This window comes from Paraburkholderia sp. JHI869 (assembly GCF_038900775.1).
GTDB lineage: Bacteria > Pseudomonadota > Gammaproteobacteria > Burkholderiales > Burkholderiaceae > Paraburkholderia.
In genome coordinates this window covers 206,207-222,934 of the sequence record NZ_JAYMSC010000011.1, presented here as the reverse complement: position 1 = coordinate 222,934, position 16,728 = coordinate 206,207, and the positions used below count along the sequence as shown (strand labels likewise).

The following is a 16,728-nucleotide window of genomic DNA, read 5'->3' as shown; positions in this document are numbered from 1 at the left end:
TCAGCAAGGACAGACGTCATGACCGGGGCAGGCCCTTCGCCCACCGATATCGCTTCACAGCACAAGGCACCGCACAACGGCGCGCACCGCGCGCCGACGCCCGTCCTCACGCTCGCGGGCGTGACGCTCGCGCTCGGCGAGCGCACGATCCTGCGCGACGCGAACTTCGCGGTGAACCCGGGCGAATTCATCGGCGTGCTCGGGCCGAACGGCGCGGGCAAGACTACGCTCATGCGTGCAATTCTCGGCCTCGTGCCGGCGTCGCACGGCGCGATCCGCGTGCTTGGCGAGCCGGTCGCGCGCGGCAACGCGAAGATCGGCTACATGCCGCAAACGCGCACCGCACTGGCGAGCCGCCGCGTGCGCGGCCGCGACTTCGTGGCGATGGCCGCCGACGGCCACCGCTGGGGCCTGCCGCGCGCCGACGCCGCCACGCGCGCCGACGTCGCGCGCGTGCTCGATCTCGTGGGTGCGAGCGCGCTTGCCGATCGCCCGCTTTCGGAGCTTTCGGGCGGCGAGCGCCAGCGCCTGCTGCTCGCGCAATGTCTGCTCGGCGACCCGAAGCTGCTGCTGCTCGACGAGCCGCTCATCAGCCTCGACCCGAACCATCAGCGCGGCGTGGTCGAACTCGTGCGCCGCGTGCAGCGCGAGCTGGGCATCGCGGTGCTGTTCTCAGCGCACGAACTCAACCCGCTCCTCAACGCGCTCGACCGCGTGCTCTATCTCGGCAACGGCGTGGCGGCGCTCGGCAGCGTGGATGAAGTCATCACCGCGCCCGTGCTCTCGCGCCTCTACGGCTCGCCTATCGAAGTGATGCGCATGAAGGGCCGCATCTTCGTCATGTCGGGCGACGTGGAAGTCGAAAAGCACGACCACGAGCATGAGCACGACCACGGCCATGACCACGGCGGCCACGGCCATGCGCATGGTCACGCCCACGGCGACAACAACGACAACACACACGGCCACACGCACGATGCTTGAATACGATTTCATGGTGAACGCCTTCGCGGCGTCGGGCATCGTCGCGGTGCTCGCGGGCGTGGTGGGCTATTTCCTCGTGATGCGCGGTCAGACATTCGCGGGCCACGCGCTCTCGCACGTGGGCTTCACGGGCGCGACGGGCGCCGTGCTGCTAGGCGTTTCGCCGATGTGGGGCATGGTGGGCTTCACGCTCGCCGCCGGCGTTTCGATGGGCGCGCTTGGCGAAAAGCTCGCGGGCCGCGACGTCGCGATCGGTGTGATCCTTTCGCTTGCGCTCGGTTTCGGCCTGCTGTTTCTACACTTCTTCACGTCGTATGCCACGCAGGTCACGGCGCTGCTGTTCGGCAACGTGCTCGGCGTGAATCGCGAAACGCTCGGCGTGCTCGCCGCGCTGGCGGTGGCGAGCCTCGCAGCGCTCGCCGCCATCATGCGGCCGCTGCTCTTCGCCTCGCTACAGCCCGAACTCGCCGAAGCGAAGGGCGTGTCGCTGCGCGCGGTCTCGATGCTGTTCCTCGCCATCGCCGCGCTCGCTGTGGCCGCGTGCACGCAGATCGTCGGCGTGCTGCTCGTCTTTACTCTGATGGTCGGTCCGGCCGCCGCCGCGCAGAATCTCACCACGCGCCTTTCCACCGGCCTCGTGCTCGCCGCGCTGCTCGCGCTCGTGCAGGCGTGGCTCGGCGTGACGCTCGCGTTCTACACCGATTGGCCAACCAGCTTCTGGATCACCGCGCTCGCCGCACTCGTCTACGGCGCGAGTCTGATCGGGCGCCGCTAGAACGTTGTGCGCGCAATGAAAAAGGCGTTGCCCCTCGCGGTGGCAACGCCTTTTTTTATTCGATGACGCCGATACGCCTCATCACGCTGCCGGCGGGAACCAGGTTCGCACGCGGCCATACAGATCGATGAAGCGCGCATAGCGCTGCGCGAGCGCGGCATCCTCGCGCGGCGACGCCACCTGCGTCGCGGCCGGCGCAAGCGCGGCGAGATCGCTCATGCGCCAGTGCCCGCAGGCGAGGCCGCCCAGTATCGCCGCCCCGCGCGCCGCTGCGTTCGGGCAGTCGATCGCATAGAGGTCCGCGTCGAGCGTGTCGGCGAGCATTTGCCGCCAGCGCGCGTCCACGGAGCCGCCGCCGGCGAGCTTGAGCGTGGGCACAGTGCGCGCATCTCGCGTGCCTTCCACTTCGTGGATGCTGCGCACGGCGTCCAGACCTGCGCGCAAAGCAAAGGCGACGCCCTCGAACGCCGCGCGCATGAGCGTGCCTCGCGAATCGCCAAGGGAAGCCCCGAGCCAGCCGCCGCGCGCCGCCGGGTCGAGCCACGGCGAGCGTTCCCCGCTCAGGTAAGGCAGGAACGCGAGCGTCGCCGAGGGCTGTACGGCGAACGCGTCCGCATAAGCCTGCGCCCAGTCGTAAGCCAGCCAGCCGCGCACCGCTTCGAGCGCCACGCCCACGTTCTGCATGGCGGCCATCGTGTACCAGCCACCCGTGGCCGAGCGGTAGCGATGCAGCCCGTGCCTCGCAAGCGGCTCGCTGCGCGCGGTCACGACGATCTGGCCGCCGGTGCCCGTGGTGAGGAGCGCGTCGCCTTCGTCGGCGAGACCGCTGCCGAACGCGGCACACGGCGTGTCGCCCGCGCCCGTCGCGAGCACGATGCCGGCGGGCAGCCCCAGCGCCTGCGCGGCAGTCGCGCTCAGCGCGCCGCTCGCTTCATGCGACGCGGCCAGCGGCGCGAACCAGCGCGCCGGCAAACCCAGGCGCTCGATCAGCGCGACATCCCACGCGCCATCGGGTGCGGCGAGCGCCGTCGCGCACGCGTCCGATGGATCCGCTACCAGCGCGCCACCCAGCGCCACGCGCAGCCAGTCTTTCGGCTGCAGCGCCCAGCGCGCGGCTTGCGCGACTCGCGGCTCGTATTGCAGAACCCAACGCAGCAGCGGCCCCGCCATGCCAGGCGCAACAGGGTTGGGCTGTGGATGCTCTGGGTCGTCGGGCCACGCATCGAGCAGCGCGTGCGCGCGCGTGTCGGGCCAGAGCATCGCAGGGCGCAGCGCGCGGCCCGCTTCGTCGGTGAGCACGACGCCATGCATCTGCCCGGAAAAGCCGATCGCACGCACCGCGGCGCGCTCGCTCTCTGGCAATCGCGCGCAGGCCGCGACAAGCGCGTCCCACCAGCGATCCACGGCGATCTCCGCCCAGCCCGGTTGCGGTGTATCGAGCGCGTAGGCCACACTCGCGGCGGCGCGCTCGACGCCGTCGCCATCGACGATGCCTAGCTTGAGTGAACCGGTGCCGAGGTCGATGCCGAGAAAACGCGTCTGCGATGGGCTCATGGGAAACGTTGCGCGAGGTGGGTGAGGAAGGGAAAAAGCCATCATACCGGTGCGATGCGCGCCAGGACGCACGGTGCGAAATCCACGTTAAGCAGATCTTTCAAACGTGCCGTGAACCCGCGCGCAACACCGCCGATTTCGACGCGAAAAACGCCCATTCACGGGTTAACCCGGTGGGTGTGCGAGCGATGCGAAATGTCTCACATGGCGTATTCGAAATAGAGTTCATAACGACGCTGCCATATGTGACATGACCCGCTGGGCATCGCCGGACTGCGCTCGATGCACCTGCTCATTTTGCACACGGCCGCAGCGCAACCACGCCTGCGCCACGGCGCCCGCCACGCGAAGGCCCTGAACCGCCGGAAACAGGGGGCTTCGCGCCTTGCGCCGCAGCACACCCGGCTCGATGCGGCGCTCGCTGAAGCCGCCATCAAGCCGCCGCGCGCGGCCCGCGCGCGCTGATCCCACCCTTATGTCGCCTATTTATCGGTACGGGCGCATATCGTCGCCGGAAAGCACGGAATAGTCCCCAGCGGTCTTGTTGCAGATTTTCTTACCGCATACCTTGGAGGCCATATCCTTAAACAAAGAGACGGAGACAGACGACATGCAAGCCAAGGGCATTGAGGACCAGGCCGCCCAGCGGTCTGGGCAGAAGCAGGTCCACCCCTGCGACGAGCGCCTGCCGTTCAGCCAGCTGCTGACACTCGGCATCCAGCACGTGCTCGTGATGTACGCAGGCGCGGTCGCCGTGCCGCTGATCGTCGGTGGCGCAATCGGGCTGCCGAAGGATCAGGTCGCCTTCCTCATCAGCGCCGACCTGTTCGCCTGCGGCATCGCCACGCTCATCCAGACGCTCGGCCTGTGGATCTTCGGCATCCGCCTGCCCGTCATCATGGGCTGCACGTTCGCCTCCGTGGGCCCGATGATCGCCATCGGCACCAATCCGTCGCTCGGCCTGCTCGACATCTTCGGCTCGACCATCGCGGCGGGCGCGATCGGCATCGTGATCGCGCCGATGATCGGCAAGCTCTTGCGCTTCTTCCCGCCTGTGGTGGTGGGCACCGTGATCGCGGTGATCGGCCTCTCGCTTATGGAAGTGGGCATCAACTGGGCCGCGGGCGGCGTGGGCAACCCCGACTACGGCAACCCGATCTACCTCGGCCTCTCGCTGCTCGTGCTGATGCTGATCCTGCTCATCAACAAGTTCGGGCGCGGCTTCATTGCCAATATCTCGGTGCTGCTCGGCATCGTCGCGGGCTTCGCGATCGCGCTTGCGCTCGGCCGCGTAAATCTCGAAGGCATGGCTAGCGCACCGTGGGTCGGCATCGTCATGCCGTTCCACTTCGGCATGCCCAGGTTCCATATCCTGCCGATCGCGACGATGGTGATCGTGATGTTCGTGACCTTCATCGAATCGACGGGCATGTTCCTCGCCGTGGGCGACATGGTCGATCGCCCCGTGGATCAGGCGACGCTGGTGCGCGGTCTGCGCGTGGACGGTCTCGGCACGCTGATCGGCGGCATCTTCAACTCGTTCCCGCATACGTCGTTCTCGCAGAACGTCGGCCTCATTGGCGTGACGGGCGTGAAGAGCCGCTATGTCTGCGCGATGGGCGGCGTGATTCTCGTGCTGCTCGGCCTCTTTCCGAAGATGGCGCAGATGGTCGCCTCGGTGCCCGCCTTCGTGCTGGGCGGCGCGGGCATCGTGATGTTCGGCATGGTGGCGGCCAACGGCATCAAGGTGCTCTCGCGCGTGGACTTCGTGAAGAACCAGCACAACCTCTTCATCGTTGCCGTGAGCGTGGGCTTTGGCCTCGTGCCGGTGGTGTCGCCGCACTTTTTCTCCAAGCTGCCCCCGGCGTTTTCGCCGCTGCTCCATAGCGGCATCCTGCTCGCTTCGGTTTCGGCAGTGATCCTGAACCTGATCTTCAACGGCGCGAAGAGCGAGAAGGCCGCCGAGCGCGCCATCCGCCGCGCCGGCCACGATCTCGAAGGCCGTCCCGACGCAGACCCGGCACCGGATGCGGGCCACGAAATGCCGCGCTCGGCTGCACACTGATCTGATCGTATTGAGTAGAACGTATTGAGTTGACGCGAGAGGTGCCCCGCTCGCAGGTGTTCATCTACACACATGCGGGTGGGGTCTTTTGCTGGTTCGGCGCCATGGGAAACCATGGCGCTTTTTTTTGCCCTTTTTCGGACCCTTCCGACACACGCACAAAAAAAACGCCACGGTCTCCCGTGGCGTTTTTGCTTCCGATCCAGAAGTCCTGGCGTGTTACCCAGCCGTTGCAGCCGAAGCCGCCACCGGCGCGCTGGCCGCGCCGTAATCGGCTGGCGCATCGGGCGCACGCGGCGTCTCGCCCGCGTGCTCGATCCAGCCGCCACCCAACGCACGATACAGATCGACGAGGTTGGTCAGCCGTGCGAGGCGCGCCGTGACGAGCGACTGCTGCGCCGTGTACAGACTGGTCTGCGCGGCGAGCACCGGCAGATAGCTGTCCACGCCGTTCTTGTAGCGCAGCTCGGAAAGCGTGAGCGAGCGCTGGTTCGCAAAAGTGCTGCGTTCGAGCGCGGCGATCTGCTCGTCATAGGTGCCGCGCGCAGCCAGACCATCGGCCACTTCGCGGAACGCCGACTGGATCGACTTCTCGTAGTTGGCGATCTCGATGCGCTTCTCGACATTCGCGAGTTGCAGATTCGCGACGTTCGAACCACCTTCGAAGATCGGCAGCGTGATCTGCGGCGCAAAACTCCAGGCCGCCGTGCCCGCCTTGAAGAGCCCGCCGAGCGACAGGCTTTCGGTGCCGAACGCCGCCGTGAGCGAGATCTTCGGGAAGAACGCCGCACGCGCCGCGCCGATATTGGCGTTTGCCGCGAGCAGCGTTTCCTCGGCCTGCATGATGTCCGGACGCCGCGTGAGCAGGTCCGAAGGCAGTCCCGCCGGAACGTCGTTGAGCAGAGCCTGGCCGTCGAGCGGCAAGCCTTGCGGCAGATCCGCCGGCAGCGGCTCGCCAATCAGCAGCACAAGCGCATTCTCGGCCTGAGCCCGCGCACGCAGTTGTGCCTGCATGTTGGCTTGGGCGTTTTCGACCACCGTTTGCGCCTGGCGCAAATCGAGTTCGGTGCCCGTGCCCGTATCGAACTGCGCCTTCGCGATGTTGTACGAGTCCTGCGCTGACTTGAGCGTCTCCTGCGTGACCTTCAACAGGTCGTCGTCGGCGAGCATCGTCAGGTACTGGTCCGCGACTTCCGAAACCAGCGTGATCTCGGCCGACTTGCGCGCATACGCCGTCGAGAGGTACTGCGCCAACGCCTGGTCCTTCAGGCTGCGCACGCGCCCCCAGAAGTCGATTTCCCACGACGCCTGCACGCCCACGTTGTAGACGCTGTACGGATTGTTCACCGTGGTCTGGAAATTCCTCGGCACACGCGTACGCGTGTCCGTGGCCACGCCGTTGATCGCCGGGAACAGCTCGGCGCGCACGATCTGATACTGCGCGCGCGCCGCCTCGACGTTGAGCACCGAAACGCGCAGGTCGCGGTTGTTCTTCAGCGCGATGTCCACGAGCTGCTGCAGACGCGTATCGACGAAGAACTCGCGCCAGCCGATGTCGGTTGCCGCGGCGCCGTTGGCGCTCGCGGCGGCCTGACCGTTCTGGCCGTTCGCAGCCACAGGCTGCGTCGCGTAGACGCCGCCCTGCGGGAAGTTCTGCGACACCGGCGCCTCAGGGCGGTGGTACCACGGTTCCATCGTGCAACCCGCGAGTAGCGCCACGCCCGCTGCAATTACGGATAGTTTAAGCATCTCAATGTCCTTCCTTGCCCGGGCCGTCGCCGCGGCTGTTGCCGCCGCCATTGCCACCCGTGCCGCCTTGACCGCCGGCGTCGCCGCCGTTGTCCTGGTCATGATCGTGCGCGTGGTGCTCTTCGTAGTGCTGGAGCGCGACGTCCGCGTCTTCCTTCTCGCCGGCGAACTTCGCGCGAATCACCACGAAGAACATCGGGATCATGAAGATCGCAAGGAACGTAGCCGTGATCATCCCGCCGATCACGCCCGTGCCGATGGCGTGCTGCGAAGCCGAACCCGCACCGTTACTGATCGCGAGCGGCAGCACGCCGAGAATGAACGCCATCGACGTCATGAGAATCGGCCGCAGACGCAGTCGCGAAGCTTCGAGCGCCGCCTCGATCGGTCCCATCTTCCCTTCGGCCTGCAGGTCTCGCGCAAACTCCACGATCAGAATCGCGTTCTTCGCCGAGAGACCCACAGTGGTCAACAGACCCACCTGGAAGAACACGTCGTTCTCGAGGCCGCGCAGCGTCACCGCCAGCAGCGCGCCGAGCACGCCGAGCGGCACCACCATGATGACCGCGAACGGAATCGACCAGCTTTCATACAGCGCCGCGAGACACAGGAACACGACGAGGATCGAGATGCCGTACAGGATCGGCGCCTGCGAACCCGACTGGCGTTCCTGATACGACAGGCCCGTCCATTCGTAGCCGATACCCGCGGGCAGCTTCGTCGCGATCTGCTCCATGGCCGTCATGGCCTGGCCGGTCGACTTGCCCTGCCCCGCCTGACCCTGGATTTCCACCGCCGAAATGCCGTTGTAGCGCTCGAGCTTCGGCGAACCGAAGGTCCAGCGGCCCTTCGCGACCGAGCCGAACGGCGCCATCCCGCCCGAGCTGTTGCGCACGTACCAGTTGTTCATGTCCTCCGGCGTCATGCGGAACGGTGCATCGGACATCACGTACACCTTCTTGATACGGCCGTCCGTATCGAGGAAGTTGTTCACGTACGCCGACGCCCAGGCGATCGAGAAGGTCTGGTCGACCGCAGCCGCTGTCACGCCGAGCGCATTGGCCTTTTCACGGTCGATGTCCACCGTGAACTGCGGCGTGTCGTTCAGGCCGTTCGGACGCACGAGTGCGAGCGTCGGGTCCTTCGCAGCCATGCCGAGCAGCATGTTGCGCGCTTCCATGAGCTTCTCGTGACCGAGACCGCCGCGGTCCTGCAGTTCGAAGTCGAAGCCCGACGCGGTGCCGAGTTCAGGAATCGAAGGCGGATTCACCGGGAACACCAGCGCGTCCTTGTAGCCCGCGTAGTGCATGAACATGCGCCGCACCAGCGCCTGGACCTTCTGGTCCGCGTGCTGACGCTGCTTGTAGTCCTTCAACCGCACGAACACGAGACCCGAGTTCTGGCCGCGGCCCGCGAAGCTGAAGCCGTTCACCGTGAACACCGACTCGACGATGCTGCCTTCGTCCTTGAGCAGCCAGGTCTGGATGTTGGCGAGCGTGCGTGCCGTCGTTTCCTGAGTCGAGCCCACAGGCGTCTGCACGATCACGAACATCGTGCCCTGGTCTTCATCGGGCAGGAACGACTTCGGCAGGCGCACGAACAGCAGGCCAACCGCGACGATCACCGCGAGATAGATGATGAGCCAGCGGCCCGAGCGCTTGATCACGTGGTGAACGCCCGAGTGATACTTGTCGCGGCTCGTCTCGAACGTGCGGTTGAACCAGCCGAAGAAGCCCTTCTTCTCTTCGTGATGGCCCTTCGGAATCGGCTTGAGGATGGTCGCGCACAACGCCGGCGTCAGAATCAGCGCGACGAGCACGGACAGCACCATCGCCGCCACGATCGTGAGCGAGAACTGCCGGTAAATGGCGCCGACCGAGCCGCCCGAGAACGCCACCGGCACGAACACCGCGGAGAGCACGAGCGCCACGCCCACCAGCGCGCCGGTGATCTGGCCCATGGCCTTGCGCGTGGCTTCCTTTGGCCCCAAGCCCTCTTCCACCATCACCCGCTCGACGTTCTCCACGACCACGATCGCGTCGTCCACCAGCAGACCAATGGCCAGCACGAGGCCGAACATCGACAGCGTGTTGATGGAGAAGCCCACCATCGCCATGATCGCGAACGTGCCCAGCAGCACCACCGGCACCGCGATCGTCGGAATCAACGTTGCGCGCAGGTTCTGCAGGAACAGGTACATCACGAGGAACACCAGCACGATGCCTTCCAGCAGCGTCTTGATCACTTCCTCGATCGACAGGCGCACGAACGGCGTCGTGTCGTACGGGTACTTCACGACGAGACCGTGCGGGAAGTACTTCGAGAGGTCGTCGATCTTCTGGCGCACGAGCTTCGCGGTCTGCAGCGCGTTGGCGCCCGTTGCGAGCTGAATGCCCAGACCGGCCGTCGGCGAACCGTTGTACTTCGTGTCGAAGTTGTAGTTCTCGCCGCCCAGACCGATACGCGCCACGTCCTTCAGGCGCACCTGCGAGCCATCCTGGTTCACCTTCAGCAGGATGTTGCCGAACTGCTCAGGCGTCTGCAGCAGCGTCGATTCGGTGATGGTCGCCTGGAACGCCTGCCCCGCCACCGCCGGCGTGCCGCCCAGCTGGCCGCCCGCGATCTGCACGTTCTGCGCGGTGATCGCGGCTGTGACGTCGGTTGGCGTTAGCTGGAAGTTCGTGAGCTTGTGTGGATCGAGCCACACGCGCATCGCGTACTGCGAGCCGAACAGCGTGACCGTACCCACGCCGTCGATACGGCTGATCGGGTCCTTCACGTTCGACGCCACGTAGTTCGCGAGGTCGTACTTCGTCATGCTGCCGTCTTCGGACACGAACGCGAGCACCAGCAGGAAGCTGCTGCTCGACTTCGTCACGCTGATACCGAGCTGCTGCACCACCTGCGGCAGAATCGGCGTGGCGAGCTGCAGCTTGTTCTGCACCTGCACCTGCGCGATGTCCGGGTTGGTGCCCGCGGCGAAGGTCAGCGTAATCGTGGCCGTGCCCGAGTCATCGGAAGTCGACGAGATGTACAGCAGATGGTCGAGACCGCTCATCTGCTGCTCGATCACCTGGGTGACCGTGTTTTCCACCGTCTTGGCCGACGCGCCCGGATAGTTCGCGCTGATCTGGATGGAAGGCGGCGCGATGGTCGGATACTGCGCGACCGGCAGCGTGAACACCGACGCCACGCCCGCGAGCATCAGAATGATGGCGATCACCCATGCAAAGATTGGGCGATCAATAAAGAACTTTGCCATGAAGCAGGCTCCCGGTTATTGCGCTGCGGAGGCGGCAGGCGCAGCCGAGGCACCGCCCTTGCCCGCTGCGGGACCCGATGCGGCGCTGGCAGCGTTCGCATTGCCCGAAGCAGTCGCCATGTCGGCCGAAGGCGCACCCGGCGGCGGCGGCGGCGGCAGTTGCGCCGGGACAGGCTTGACCTGTGCACCCGGCTTGACCTTGTCGGTGCCTTGCACGATCACGCGGTCGCCGGCCTGCAGGCCGCTATTCACGACCCAGTCCTGGCCCTGCGCGCCCGACGTGACGATCGGCGTCGGCACGACCTTGTCGTCCTTGCCGACGACGTACACCGAAGCCTGGCCCTTCTGGTCGTGCAGCACGCCCACCTGCGGCACGAGGAACGCGTTGTTGTTGATGCCTTCTTCGATGCGCGCGCGCACGAACATGCCCGGCAGCAGCACGCGGTCGGCGTTCGGGAAGAGCGCGCGAACCGTCACCGAGCCGGTGGTCTGGTCAACCGTGACGTCGCTGAACTGGAGCTTGCCCTTCTGCGCGTACACGCGGCCGTCTTCGAGCACGAGCGAGACCTTCGCGGCGTTCGGGCCGTTGGTCGACAGGCGGCCTTCCTGAATCGCGCTGCGCAGCTTCAGGCCTTCGAGGCTCGATTGCGTGACGTCCACGTACATCGGGTCGAGTTGCTGAACCGTCGACATGAGCGTCGCGGCGCTCGCCTGCACGTAGGCGCCCGGCGTGACCTGCGAGATACCGACCTGACCCGTGACCGGCGAAACGACATCGGTGTAGCCAAGGTTGATCTGCGCCGTATCGACGGCGGCCTTGCCGGAGGCGACGTCCGCCGCCGCCTGACCCTGCGCGGACACGGCGTTGTCGTAATCCTGCTTGCTCACGGCGTTGGCCTGCACCAGCACCTTGTAGCGCGCAACGAGTGCGTTCTGCGTGACGAGGTTGGCCTGTGCCTTGGCGAGCGTGGCCTTGGCGGTGTTGAGCGCAGCGATGTACGGCGCGGGGTCGATCTTGTAGAGCCGCTGACCGGCCTTCACGATTGCGCCTTCGGTGAACTCGCGGCGCAGGACGATGCCGTCCACCCGCGCGCGCACTTGCGCGACGAGGAAGGCACTGGTACGGCCCGGAAGCTCGGAAACGACCGGCACGGCGGTCGGCTGGACGGTGACGATACCCACTTCGGGGGTTTGCGGCGGCGGCGCCGACTGCTTTTGCCCGCAGGCTGCGAGCACGATGGCAGCCGTCGCGACACTGATTAGGCGGAATGGAACCCGTTCGACGCGCATGGAGCGACCTCTGTCTATAACTGACAATAAAAGCGTGCGGCGTCCTGCAACGAGGAGGACGGCCACGCACGCCAGCATCTGGCAAATACCTGACGGTTAAACCCGGTACTTCTTCTAGAAGGCGCGTTCCGGTCTGCTTATCCGTCCGGGCGATACTGCCGCGCGCCGCTGCGAGAAGCGTCGCGCATTGGGGTTTCTACGACCACTTGGCCAAGGACGGATATTAACCGGACATCACCACTTGAGGCACCCAGGTGGTGGGGTGCTATTATAGATACATTCGCGAACGAATGTAAAAGGACGTTACGTAACCGTTGAGTGATGCTGCGGGCACAAACCGCGCATCACATCCATATTACAAATCAATACATTACGGTTCGAACCCCAAATACATTTTTTCCCCGTAACCCAAGCAACACACTGAATTCACAACATGGCTCGCCGAACGAAAGAGGAAGCGCTGGAGACGCGCAACCGGATCCTCGACGCCGCCGAACACGTCTTTTACGAAAAAGGCGTGTCGCGCACATCGCTCGCCGACATCGCCCAGACCGCAGGCGTGACGCGCGGTGCAATTTATTGGCATTTCGAGAACAAGGGCGACCTGTTCACGGCGATGTTCGACCGCGTGGTGCTGCCGCTCGACGAACTGAAGGTGGCATCGACGGATCCCGGCGAGCCCGACCCGCTCGGGCGCATGCGCGATCTTTGTATTTTGTGTCTGCGCAACACGGCAACCGACGTGCGCCGCCGCCGCGTGTTCGAGATCCTGTTCCTGAAGTGCGAGTTCGTCGAAGAGATGGGGCCGGTGATGGCGCGCCATCAGACCGATATGCGCGAAGGCCTCGCGAGCATCGAGCAGGGTTTGCGCAACGCGATGTCGAAGGGTCAGTTGCCCGCCGACCTCGACCCCAAGCGCGCCTCGCGCGTGCTCCATTCGTTCATTGGCGGCGCACTGCGCGACATGGCGATCCTGCCGGATGTCTTCGACGTGGCGAGCAACGCCGAACGGCACGTCGACGCGATGCTTGACGCATTGCGCTTCAGTCCGTCATTGCGCGTTGGCGCGAGCGAGTCTCACGCCTGAGTCCTGCGCGCGCACGCGGTGCCCGCGCGGCGGTTCCCCGATCGATCAAGGCGGCCTGCTGACGAGGCCGCCTTTTTCATTGCCCCTCAGGCCGGCACGCGGTTCGCGCGGGCCCGCTGGTTCGACGCGTAGATGTTGTCGCGCGCGAGCGGCACGCCTGCCTCGACGGCGGCAAGCCAGGCATCAGTGGTCACGACCGACGCAAAACGCGTGTGCATCACCACGCTGAACACGCGGTGGATGTCCTCGGCGCTCGCCGTTCCCGCCTCGTTTGCATACGGCACCGCACCCGTCGCATCGACGAGAAACTCTACGGCGAGACCCGCGTGGGTCGCCTCGAACACCGTCGAGGCGTCGCAGTTGTGCGTCATGTAGCCCGCCACCGCGAGCGTGTCGATGCCGCGCCCGGCCAGCCAGTCTTTGAGGTCGGTGCCCGCGAAGGCGCTCGGCAGCGATTTTTCGACGTAGTGATCGTGCTCGCGCGAGGCCACGACCGGATGCAGATCGGCGCCCACGCTGCCGCGCGCGAAGATCGGCGAGTCCGCCGGAGCGAGATTCTGCACCACCACGACTGGCACGCCAGCCACGCGCGCAGCGTCGATCGCGCGGCCGATATTGGCGAGCGAAGTCTCGACGGGGGGATATTCGATCAGCAGATCGCCGCTGACATATTCGTTCTGCACGTCGATGACGACGAGCGCCCGGCGCGGATTCGCGGACATAGCCATGCCTCCTGAGGTGGGTACTGACGTTGGGAAAGTATCGATGGCGGGATTGTGGCGCTGCGTGCGTACACGCGACAGTGGCCCGGATGACAACTTTCGCTAGAATCGGGCCATTCCTGTTCGAGGCTCGTCATGGCCACTGCCACTCGTCAGGCTCCGTCACCGGCCCCGCTGCGCGTCGCCGTGATCGCCTTCGACCGCATCAGTCCGTTCCATCTCTCCGTGCCTTGCGTCGTGTTCGGCGAAGACCGCAGCGAAGGCGGCGTGCCGCCGTTCGAACTCGCCGTCTGCGCGGCGGAGCCCGGCACACTCACGACCACGGCGGGCTTCACGATCGGCGCGACGCAGGGGTTGGACGGCCTGCGCGGCGCAAACGTGATCGTCGTGCCGAGCTGGCGCGACACCCACGAAGCCCCGCCCGCCGCGCTATGCGAGGCGCTGCGCGAAGCGCACGCGAGCGGCGCGATCCTCGTCGGGTTATGCCTCGGCGCGTATGTGCTCGCGCATGCGGGCCTGCTCGACGGCCGTCCGGGGACCACGCACTGGGCCGCCGCCGACGATTTCGCGCAGCGCTTTCCGGCCGTGCGCTTCGATCCCGGCGTGCTCTACATCGACGACGGCGACCTGCTCACCTCGGCGGGCACGGCGGCGGGACTCGACTGCTGCCTGCATCTCATGCGGCGCCTGTGCGGCTCGGGCGCGGCGAACTATGTGGCGCGCCGGCTCGTCGTGCCCCCGCATCGCCAGGGCAACCAGGCGCAGTACGTGCAGCAGCCGCTCGCGGCGGCCGGGCGTGGCGAGCGTCTGCCGGGTCTGCTCGACTGGATTCGCACCCACCTCGACGCGCACCACACGCTCGACTCGCTCGCGCAGCGCGCGCTGATGAGCCGGCGCACCTTCACGCGCCAGTTCCGTTTGACGACGGGAACAACGGTGAGCGCGTGGCTGCTAGGCGAGCGCCTTGCCCGCGCGCAGCAGTTGCTCGAAAGCACCGATCAGCCGATCGACGCGATCGCCCAGCGCGCGGGCTTCGGCTCGGCCGCGTCGCTGCGTCAGCATTTCGTGGAGGCGTTCAGGACTTCGCCGTCTGCGTGGCGGCGGGAATTTCGGGAGGCTTGAGCGTTCGGCGAGCGGCTCGATGAGCGGCGCAACTCGCGCGCGCCGCCCGCCGCCGAATTCAGGTCGCGGTAAACCAGCGCGCCGCATAAAGCAGCAACGCGACGAAAAAGATCATCGCGGCCCACGCCCAATACGGCATGGCGTGCGGCGGCGGTTCGTGATGCAGCGTGCTGGCCGCACGGCCAGAGAGCGTCCCGCCCGCGTGGTGCTGCGGCAGGATATGCGCGCGCCGGGCGAGACCGGCGAGGTTGATCGGCCTCAGGAACACGTGCTGCCGGCGCGGCTGCTCGCCCGCCACGCGGTTCGGCGCCTGGCCGTGCTTGGCCGCGACGACGGCGCAGAACTCGGTGAAGAAGTCGTCGGCGAGTTCGTGCAGCGCGTTTTCGATCTGGCGCGGCGGCAACTCGGAAAGCGGCCCCGAGAGCGTGGCCCACACGGAGTAGTCGATCCGCGTGCTCACGTCCTTGCTCGTGCCCGGCTCCTTCGCCGTGGCGCGCTCTTCCGGGCGCAGCGCGACGTCGATCTGTCCGCGCAGCGAGCCGATGCCGTCCGCGCGGGCGCGAAAGCTCAGCACGCGCCGTGGCGTGAGCGGCACCTGCGCCGTGTCATTGGCAATGTGAGCGCGCACTTCGTAGCGTGCGCGCAGCGGCCCGAGCGGTACCGTGAGCGTGATCGCGTATTCGCCGGGGCCGAGCCGCCTGAACGATTCGCAATGCTCCATGCTCGCGCGCACGAGCGCCACGTCCTGCAACGCCGCCCAGACGGCGGCCGGTTCGAGCGGAATTCTCAACGCATCTTTCAGTTCCATGGCGGCTCCCCCCTTTGCAAGCTACCCGGCCATTTCAGGAGGTCTGGTCTATCCGGTCCACGCGGGTCGCGTAGAACGCCAGATACCCCTTGATGCCGCGTGCGTCATCCAGCGGCGCTTCGTAGCTCCAGGCCGCGTCTTCGACGCGCCCGTCTTCGGTACGCAAATGGAAATACGTCGCCTCGCCCTTGAAAGGGCAATGCGAGGTGCGTCCGGCGCGTTCGAGTCGCGCCATGTTCACGTCGGCGCGCGGAAAGTAGTAGACGTCGGGGTAGCCGGTTTCGCAGAGGGTGACGGCGTGCAGCGTGTCGGCAATGGTGATGCCGCCATGAATCACGCGCACGCGGTGACGGTTCGCGACGAGGTCGATGCGATGGACCGCATCCGGTTCGACCGCCATGTTCGGCTCCCCTGTTGGTAGGCGGCGCCTGTAGCGCCCTGCCCTCGCCGGGCGGCTCGCCGCACCGGTTCGCATGGCACGCAGCCACGATGGCGCGTGCCGTGCAATTCCACGGGATGGCCGCTCGCCGCATCGCTTTCGATCACGGTGCAGACGGCGATCGATGGCAACAAGCGAAAACGCTCGCGAAACCTCCCCTCGGCTTCATTATCGATCAAAGTCGGCCAGGCTGCGTGAATCTTATGTGCGGCGGGCGTGCGGCAGCGCCCCAACGTGCGCGTGCCCGGCCGCGCGGCTTACCAGATGAAAGCCGCCCGCGCGCTGCCGTTCGAGCCGACCGTCACGGCGCTCGTCTTGTCGACGCCCGCATGGCTCACGTGCACGCTGTAGCGGCCCGGACGAACCTTGACGAGCATGTACGGCCCGCGGGACGTCGTATCGAGCACGCTCGCGCCATGCGAGTCGGTGATCTGCACGCGCACGTCCGCCACGTACTCGCCGCTGTGCTGGGTAAAGCGCAACGAAAGCGGCCAGTCGTGCTGAGCGCTGAGCAGCGCCTTGGATTCGTCGAGACCGACGCCACCGGAGACGTACGACACGTCGCCCTGCTGCTGGACTTGCGGCATGCCGCCGCCGTTGGTGTTGCCGGCGCTCGTGTTGTCGGTGGTCGTGCCGCCGACCGTGCCCGACGCATCGGCTTGCTGCGCCGCAGCGCCGCCTGCGTAGCCGAGCGCAAGCGTGGCCGCGAGGATCGCCGCGTAAGCGGTGGTATGGACGGGGCGCGAGTTGCGAAAACTCTTCATCGTTCGCTCCTTTCAGGTTGTCCGATGTCGTGTTTCAGCAAGGCTCATGCCCGCCCGGCGGGCGTAGAAGGCTATGGGCGCCCCAAAAAAAACGCTGCTGCCGTGGC

The 16,728-nt window shown here is 66.3% G+C and carries 14 protein-coding genes; 6 read left to right on the top strand and 8 right to left on the bottom strand.

Features of this window, described 5'->3' with window-relative positions; genetic code table 11:
- Positions 1-18 precede the first annotated feature (18 nt).
- Together VSR72_RS20330 and VSR72_RS20325 are read left to right on the top strand one after the other, a co-directional pair.
- Entirely contained in the window at positions 19-984 is a 966-nt protein-coding gene (locus tag VSR72_RS20330) for an ABC transporter ATP-binding protein (RefSeq protein ID WP_342954131.1), read from the top strand.
- Positions 977-1,759 carry a metal ABC transporter permease gene (locus VSR72_RS20325; protein WP_028205927.1) on the top strand — a complete coding sequence of 261 codons (783 nt, stop codon included), beginning with the start codon at positions 977-979 and terminating at the stop codon, positions 1,757-1,759. Before VSR72_RS20330 ends, VSR72_RS20325 begins: the two co-directional genes overlap by 8 nt.
- Before the next feature lie 81 nt (positions 1,760-1,840).
- On the opposite strand, the gene VSR72_RS20320 is transcribed toward VSR72_RS20325, so the two are convergent.
- A complete protein-coding gene (locus tag VSR72_RS20320) occupies positions 1,841-3,313 on the bottom strand; it encodes an FGGY family carbohydrate kinase (RefSeq protein ID WP_342954130.1) in 1,473 nt (490 codons plus the stop codon).
- 282 nt (positions 3,314-3,595) lie between these two features.
- Between VSR72_RS20320 and VSR72_RS20315 the strand changes: the two genes are divergently transcribed.
- Positions 3,596-3,778 carry a hypothetical protein gene (locus tag VSR72_RS20315; RefSeq protein WP_342954129.1) on the top strand — a complete coding sequence of 61 codons (183 nt, stop codon included), beginning with the start codon at positions 3,596-3,598 and terminating at the stop codon, positions 3,776-3,778.
- 145 nt (positions 3,779-3,923) lie between these two features.
- Positions 3,924-5,378: a nucleobase:cation symporter-2 family protein gene (locus VSR72_RS20310; RefSeq protein ID WP_342954128.1), complete on the top strand. Its 1,455-nt coding sequence runs from the start codon at positions 3,924-3,926 to the stop codon at positions 5,376-5,378.
- A gap of 219 nt (positions 5,379-5,597) precedes the next feature.
- Here the strand turns inward: VSR72_RS20310 and VSR72_RS20305 are convergent, their stop codons facing one another.
- Genes VSR72_RS20305 through VSR72_RS20295 form a run of 3 tightly spaced genes read right to left on the bottom strand, consistent with a single transcriptional unit; the run spans position 5,598 to position 11,679 of the window.
- A complete protein-coding gene (locus VSR72_RS20305) occupies positions 5,598-7,127 on the bottom strand; it encodes an efflux transporter outer membrane subunit (protein ID WP_342954127.1) in 1,530 nt (509 codons plus the stop codon).
- 1 nt (position 7,128) lies between these two features.
- The gene (locus tag VSR72_RS20300; protein ID WP_342954126.1) at positions 7,129-10,389 is read right to left on the bottom strand and encodes an efflux RND transporter permease subunit; all 3,261 of its coding nucleotides are present in this window, start codon (positions 10,387-10,389) and stop codon (positions 7,129-7,131) included.
- A gap of 15 nt (positions 10,390-10,404) precedes the next feature.
- A complete protein-coding gene (locus VSR72_RS20295) occupies positions 10,405-11,679 on the bottom strand; it encodes an efflux RND transporter periplasmic adaptor subunit (RefSeq protein WP_342954125.1) in 1,275 nt (424 codons plus the stop codon).
- Between the two features lie 433 nt (positions 11,680-12,112).
- Here VSR72_RS20295 and VSR72_RS20290 point away from each other — a divergent pair, with 433 nt between their 5' ends.
- Positions 12,113-12,766: a TetR family transcriptional regulator gene (locus VSR72_RS20290; protein ID WP_342954124.1), complete on the top strand. Its 654-nt coding sequence runs from the start codon at positions 12,113-12,115 to the stop codon at positions 12,764-12,766.
- Positions 12,767-12,852: 86 nt separating this feature from the next.
- On the opposite strand, the gene VSR72_RS20285 is transcribed toward VSR72_RS20290, so the two are convergent.
- Complete coding sequence (locus tag VSR72_RS20285; protein ID WP_342954123.1) at positions 12,853-13,494, bottom strand: isochorismatase family protein; 642 nt, start codon at positions 13,492-13,494, stop codon at positions 12,853-12,855.
- Between the two features lie 129 nt (positions 13,495-13,623).
- On the opposite strand from VSR72_RS20285, the gene VSR72_RS20280 reads away from it, so the two are divergent.
- Entirely contained in the window at positions 13,624-14,610 is a 987-nt protein-coding gene (locus VSR72_RS20280; RefSeq protein ID WP_342954122.1) for a helix-turn-helix domain-containing protein, read from the top strand.
- A gap of 58 nt (positions 14,611-14,668) precedes the next feature.
- Here the strand turns inward: VSR72_RS20280 and VSR72_RS20275 are convergent, their stop codons facing one another.
- The 3 genes from VSR72_RS20275 to VSR72_RS20265 all read right to left on the bottom strand — a co-directional run bounded on the left by VSR72_RS20275 (position 14,669) and on the right by VSR72_RS20265 (position 16,621).
- A complete protein-coding gene (locus tag VSR72_RS20275; RefSeq protein ID WP_342954121.1) occupies positions 14,669-15,418 on the bottom strand; it encodes an SRPBCC domain-containing protein in 750 nt (249 codons plus the stop codon).
- 34 nt (positions 15,419-15,452) lie between these two features.
- The gene (locus tag VSR72_RS20270) at positions 15,453-15,818 is read right to left on the bottom strand and encodes a DUF427 domain-containing protein (protein WP_342954120.1); all 366 of its coding nucleotides are present in this window, start codon (positions 15,816-15,818) and stop codon (positions 15,453-15,455) included.
- Positions 15,819-16,114: 296 nt separating this feature from the next.
- Entirely contained in the window at positions 16,115-16,621 is a 507-nt protein-coding gene (locus VSR72_RS20265) for a carboxypeptidase regulatory-like domain-containing protein (protein ID WP_342954119.1), read from the bottom strand.
- Positions 16,622-16,728: the final 107 nt, after the last annotated feature.

Coding starts and splice junctions, on each gene's coding strand:
- VSR72_RS20330 (WP_342954131.1), top strand. CDS start 19: ATGACCGGGGCAGGCCCTTCGCCCACCGATATCGCTTCACAGCACAAG.
- VSR72_RS20325 (WP_028205927.1), top strand. CDS start 977: ATGCTTGAATACGATTTCATGGTGAACGCCTTCGCGGCGTCGGGCATC.
- VSR72_RS20320 (WP_342954130.1), bottom strand. CDS start 3,313: ATGAGCCCATCGCAGACGCGTTTTCTCGGCATCGACCTCGGCACCGGT.
- VSR72_RS20315 (WP_342954129.1), top strand. CDS start 3,596: ATGCACCTGCTCATTTTGCACACGGCCGCAGCGCAACCACGCCTGCGC.
- VSR72_RS20310 (WP_342954128.1), top strand. CDS start 3,924: ATGCAAGCCAAGGGCATTGAGGACCAGGCCGCCCAGCGGTCTGGGCAG.
- VSR72_RS20305 (WP_342954127.1), bottom strand. CDS start 7,127: ATGCTTAAACTATCCGTAATTGCAGCGGGCGTGGCGCTACTCGCGGGT.
- VSR72_RS20300 (WP_342954126.1), bottom strand. CDS start 10,389: ATGGCAAAGTTCTTTATTGATCGCCCAATCTTTGCATGGGTGATCGCC.
- VSR72_RS20295 (WP_342954125.1), bottom strand. CDS start 11,679: ATGCGCGTCGAACGGGTTCCATTCCGCCTAATCAGTGTCGCGACGGCT.
- VSR72_RS20290 (WP_342954124.1), top strand. CDS start 12,113: ATGGCTCGCCGAACGAAAGAGGAAGCGCTGGAGACGCGCAACCGGATC.
- VSR72_RS20285 (WP_342954123.1), bottom strand. CDS start 13,494: ATGGCTATGTCCGCGAATCCGCGCCGGGCGCTCGTCGTCATCGACGTG.
- VSR72_RS20280 (WP_342954122.1), top strand. CDS start 13,624: ATGGCCACTGCCACTCGTCAGGCTCCGTCACCGGCCCCGCTGCGCGTC.
- VSR72_RS20275 (WP_342954121.1), bottom strand. CDS start 15,418: ATGGAACTGAAAGATGCGTTGAGAATTCCGCTCGAACCGGCCGCCGTC.
- VSR72_RS20270 (WP_342954120.1), bottom strand. CDS start 15,818: ATGGCGGTCGAACCGGATGCGGTCCATCGCATCGACCTCGTCGCGAAC.
- VSR72_RS20265 (WP_342954119.1), bottom strand. CDS start 16,621: ATGAAGAGTTTTCGCAACTCGCGCCCCGTCCATACCACCGCTTACGCG.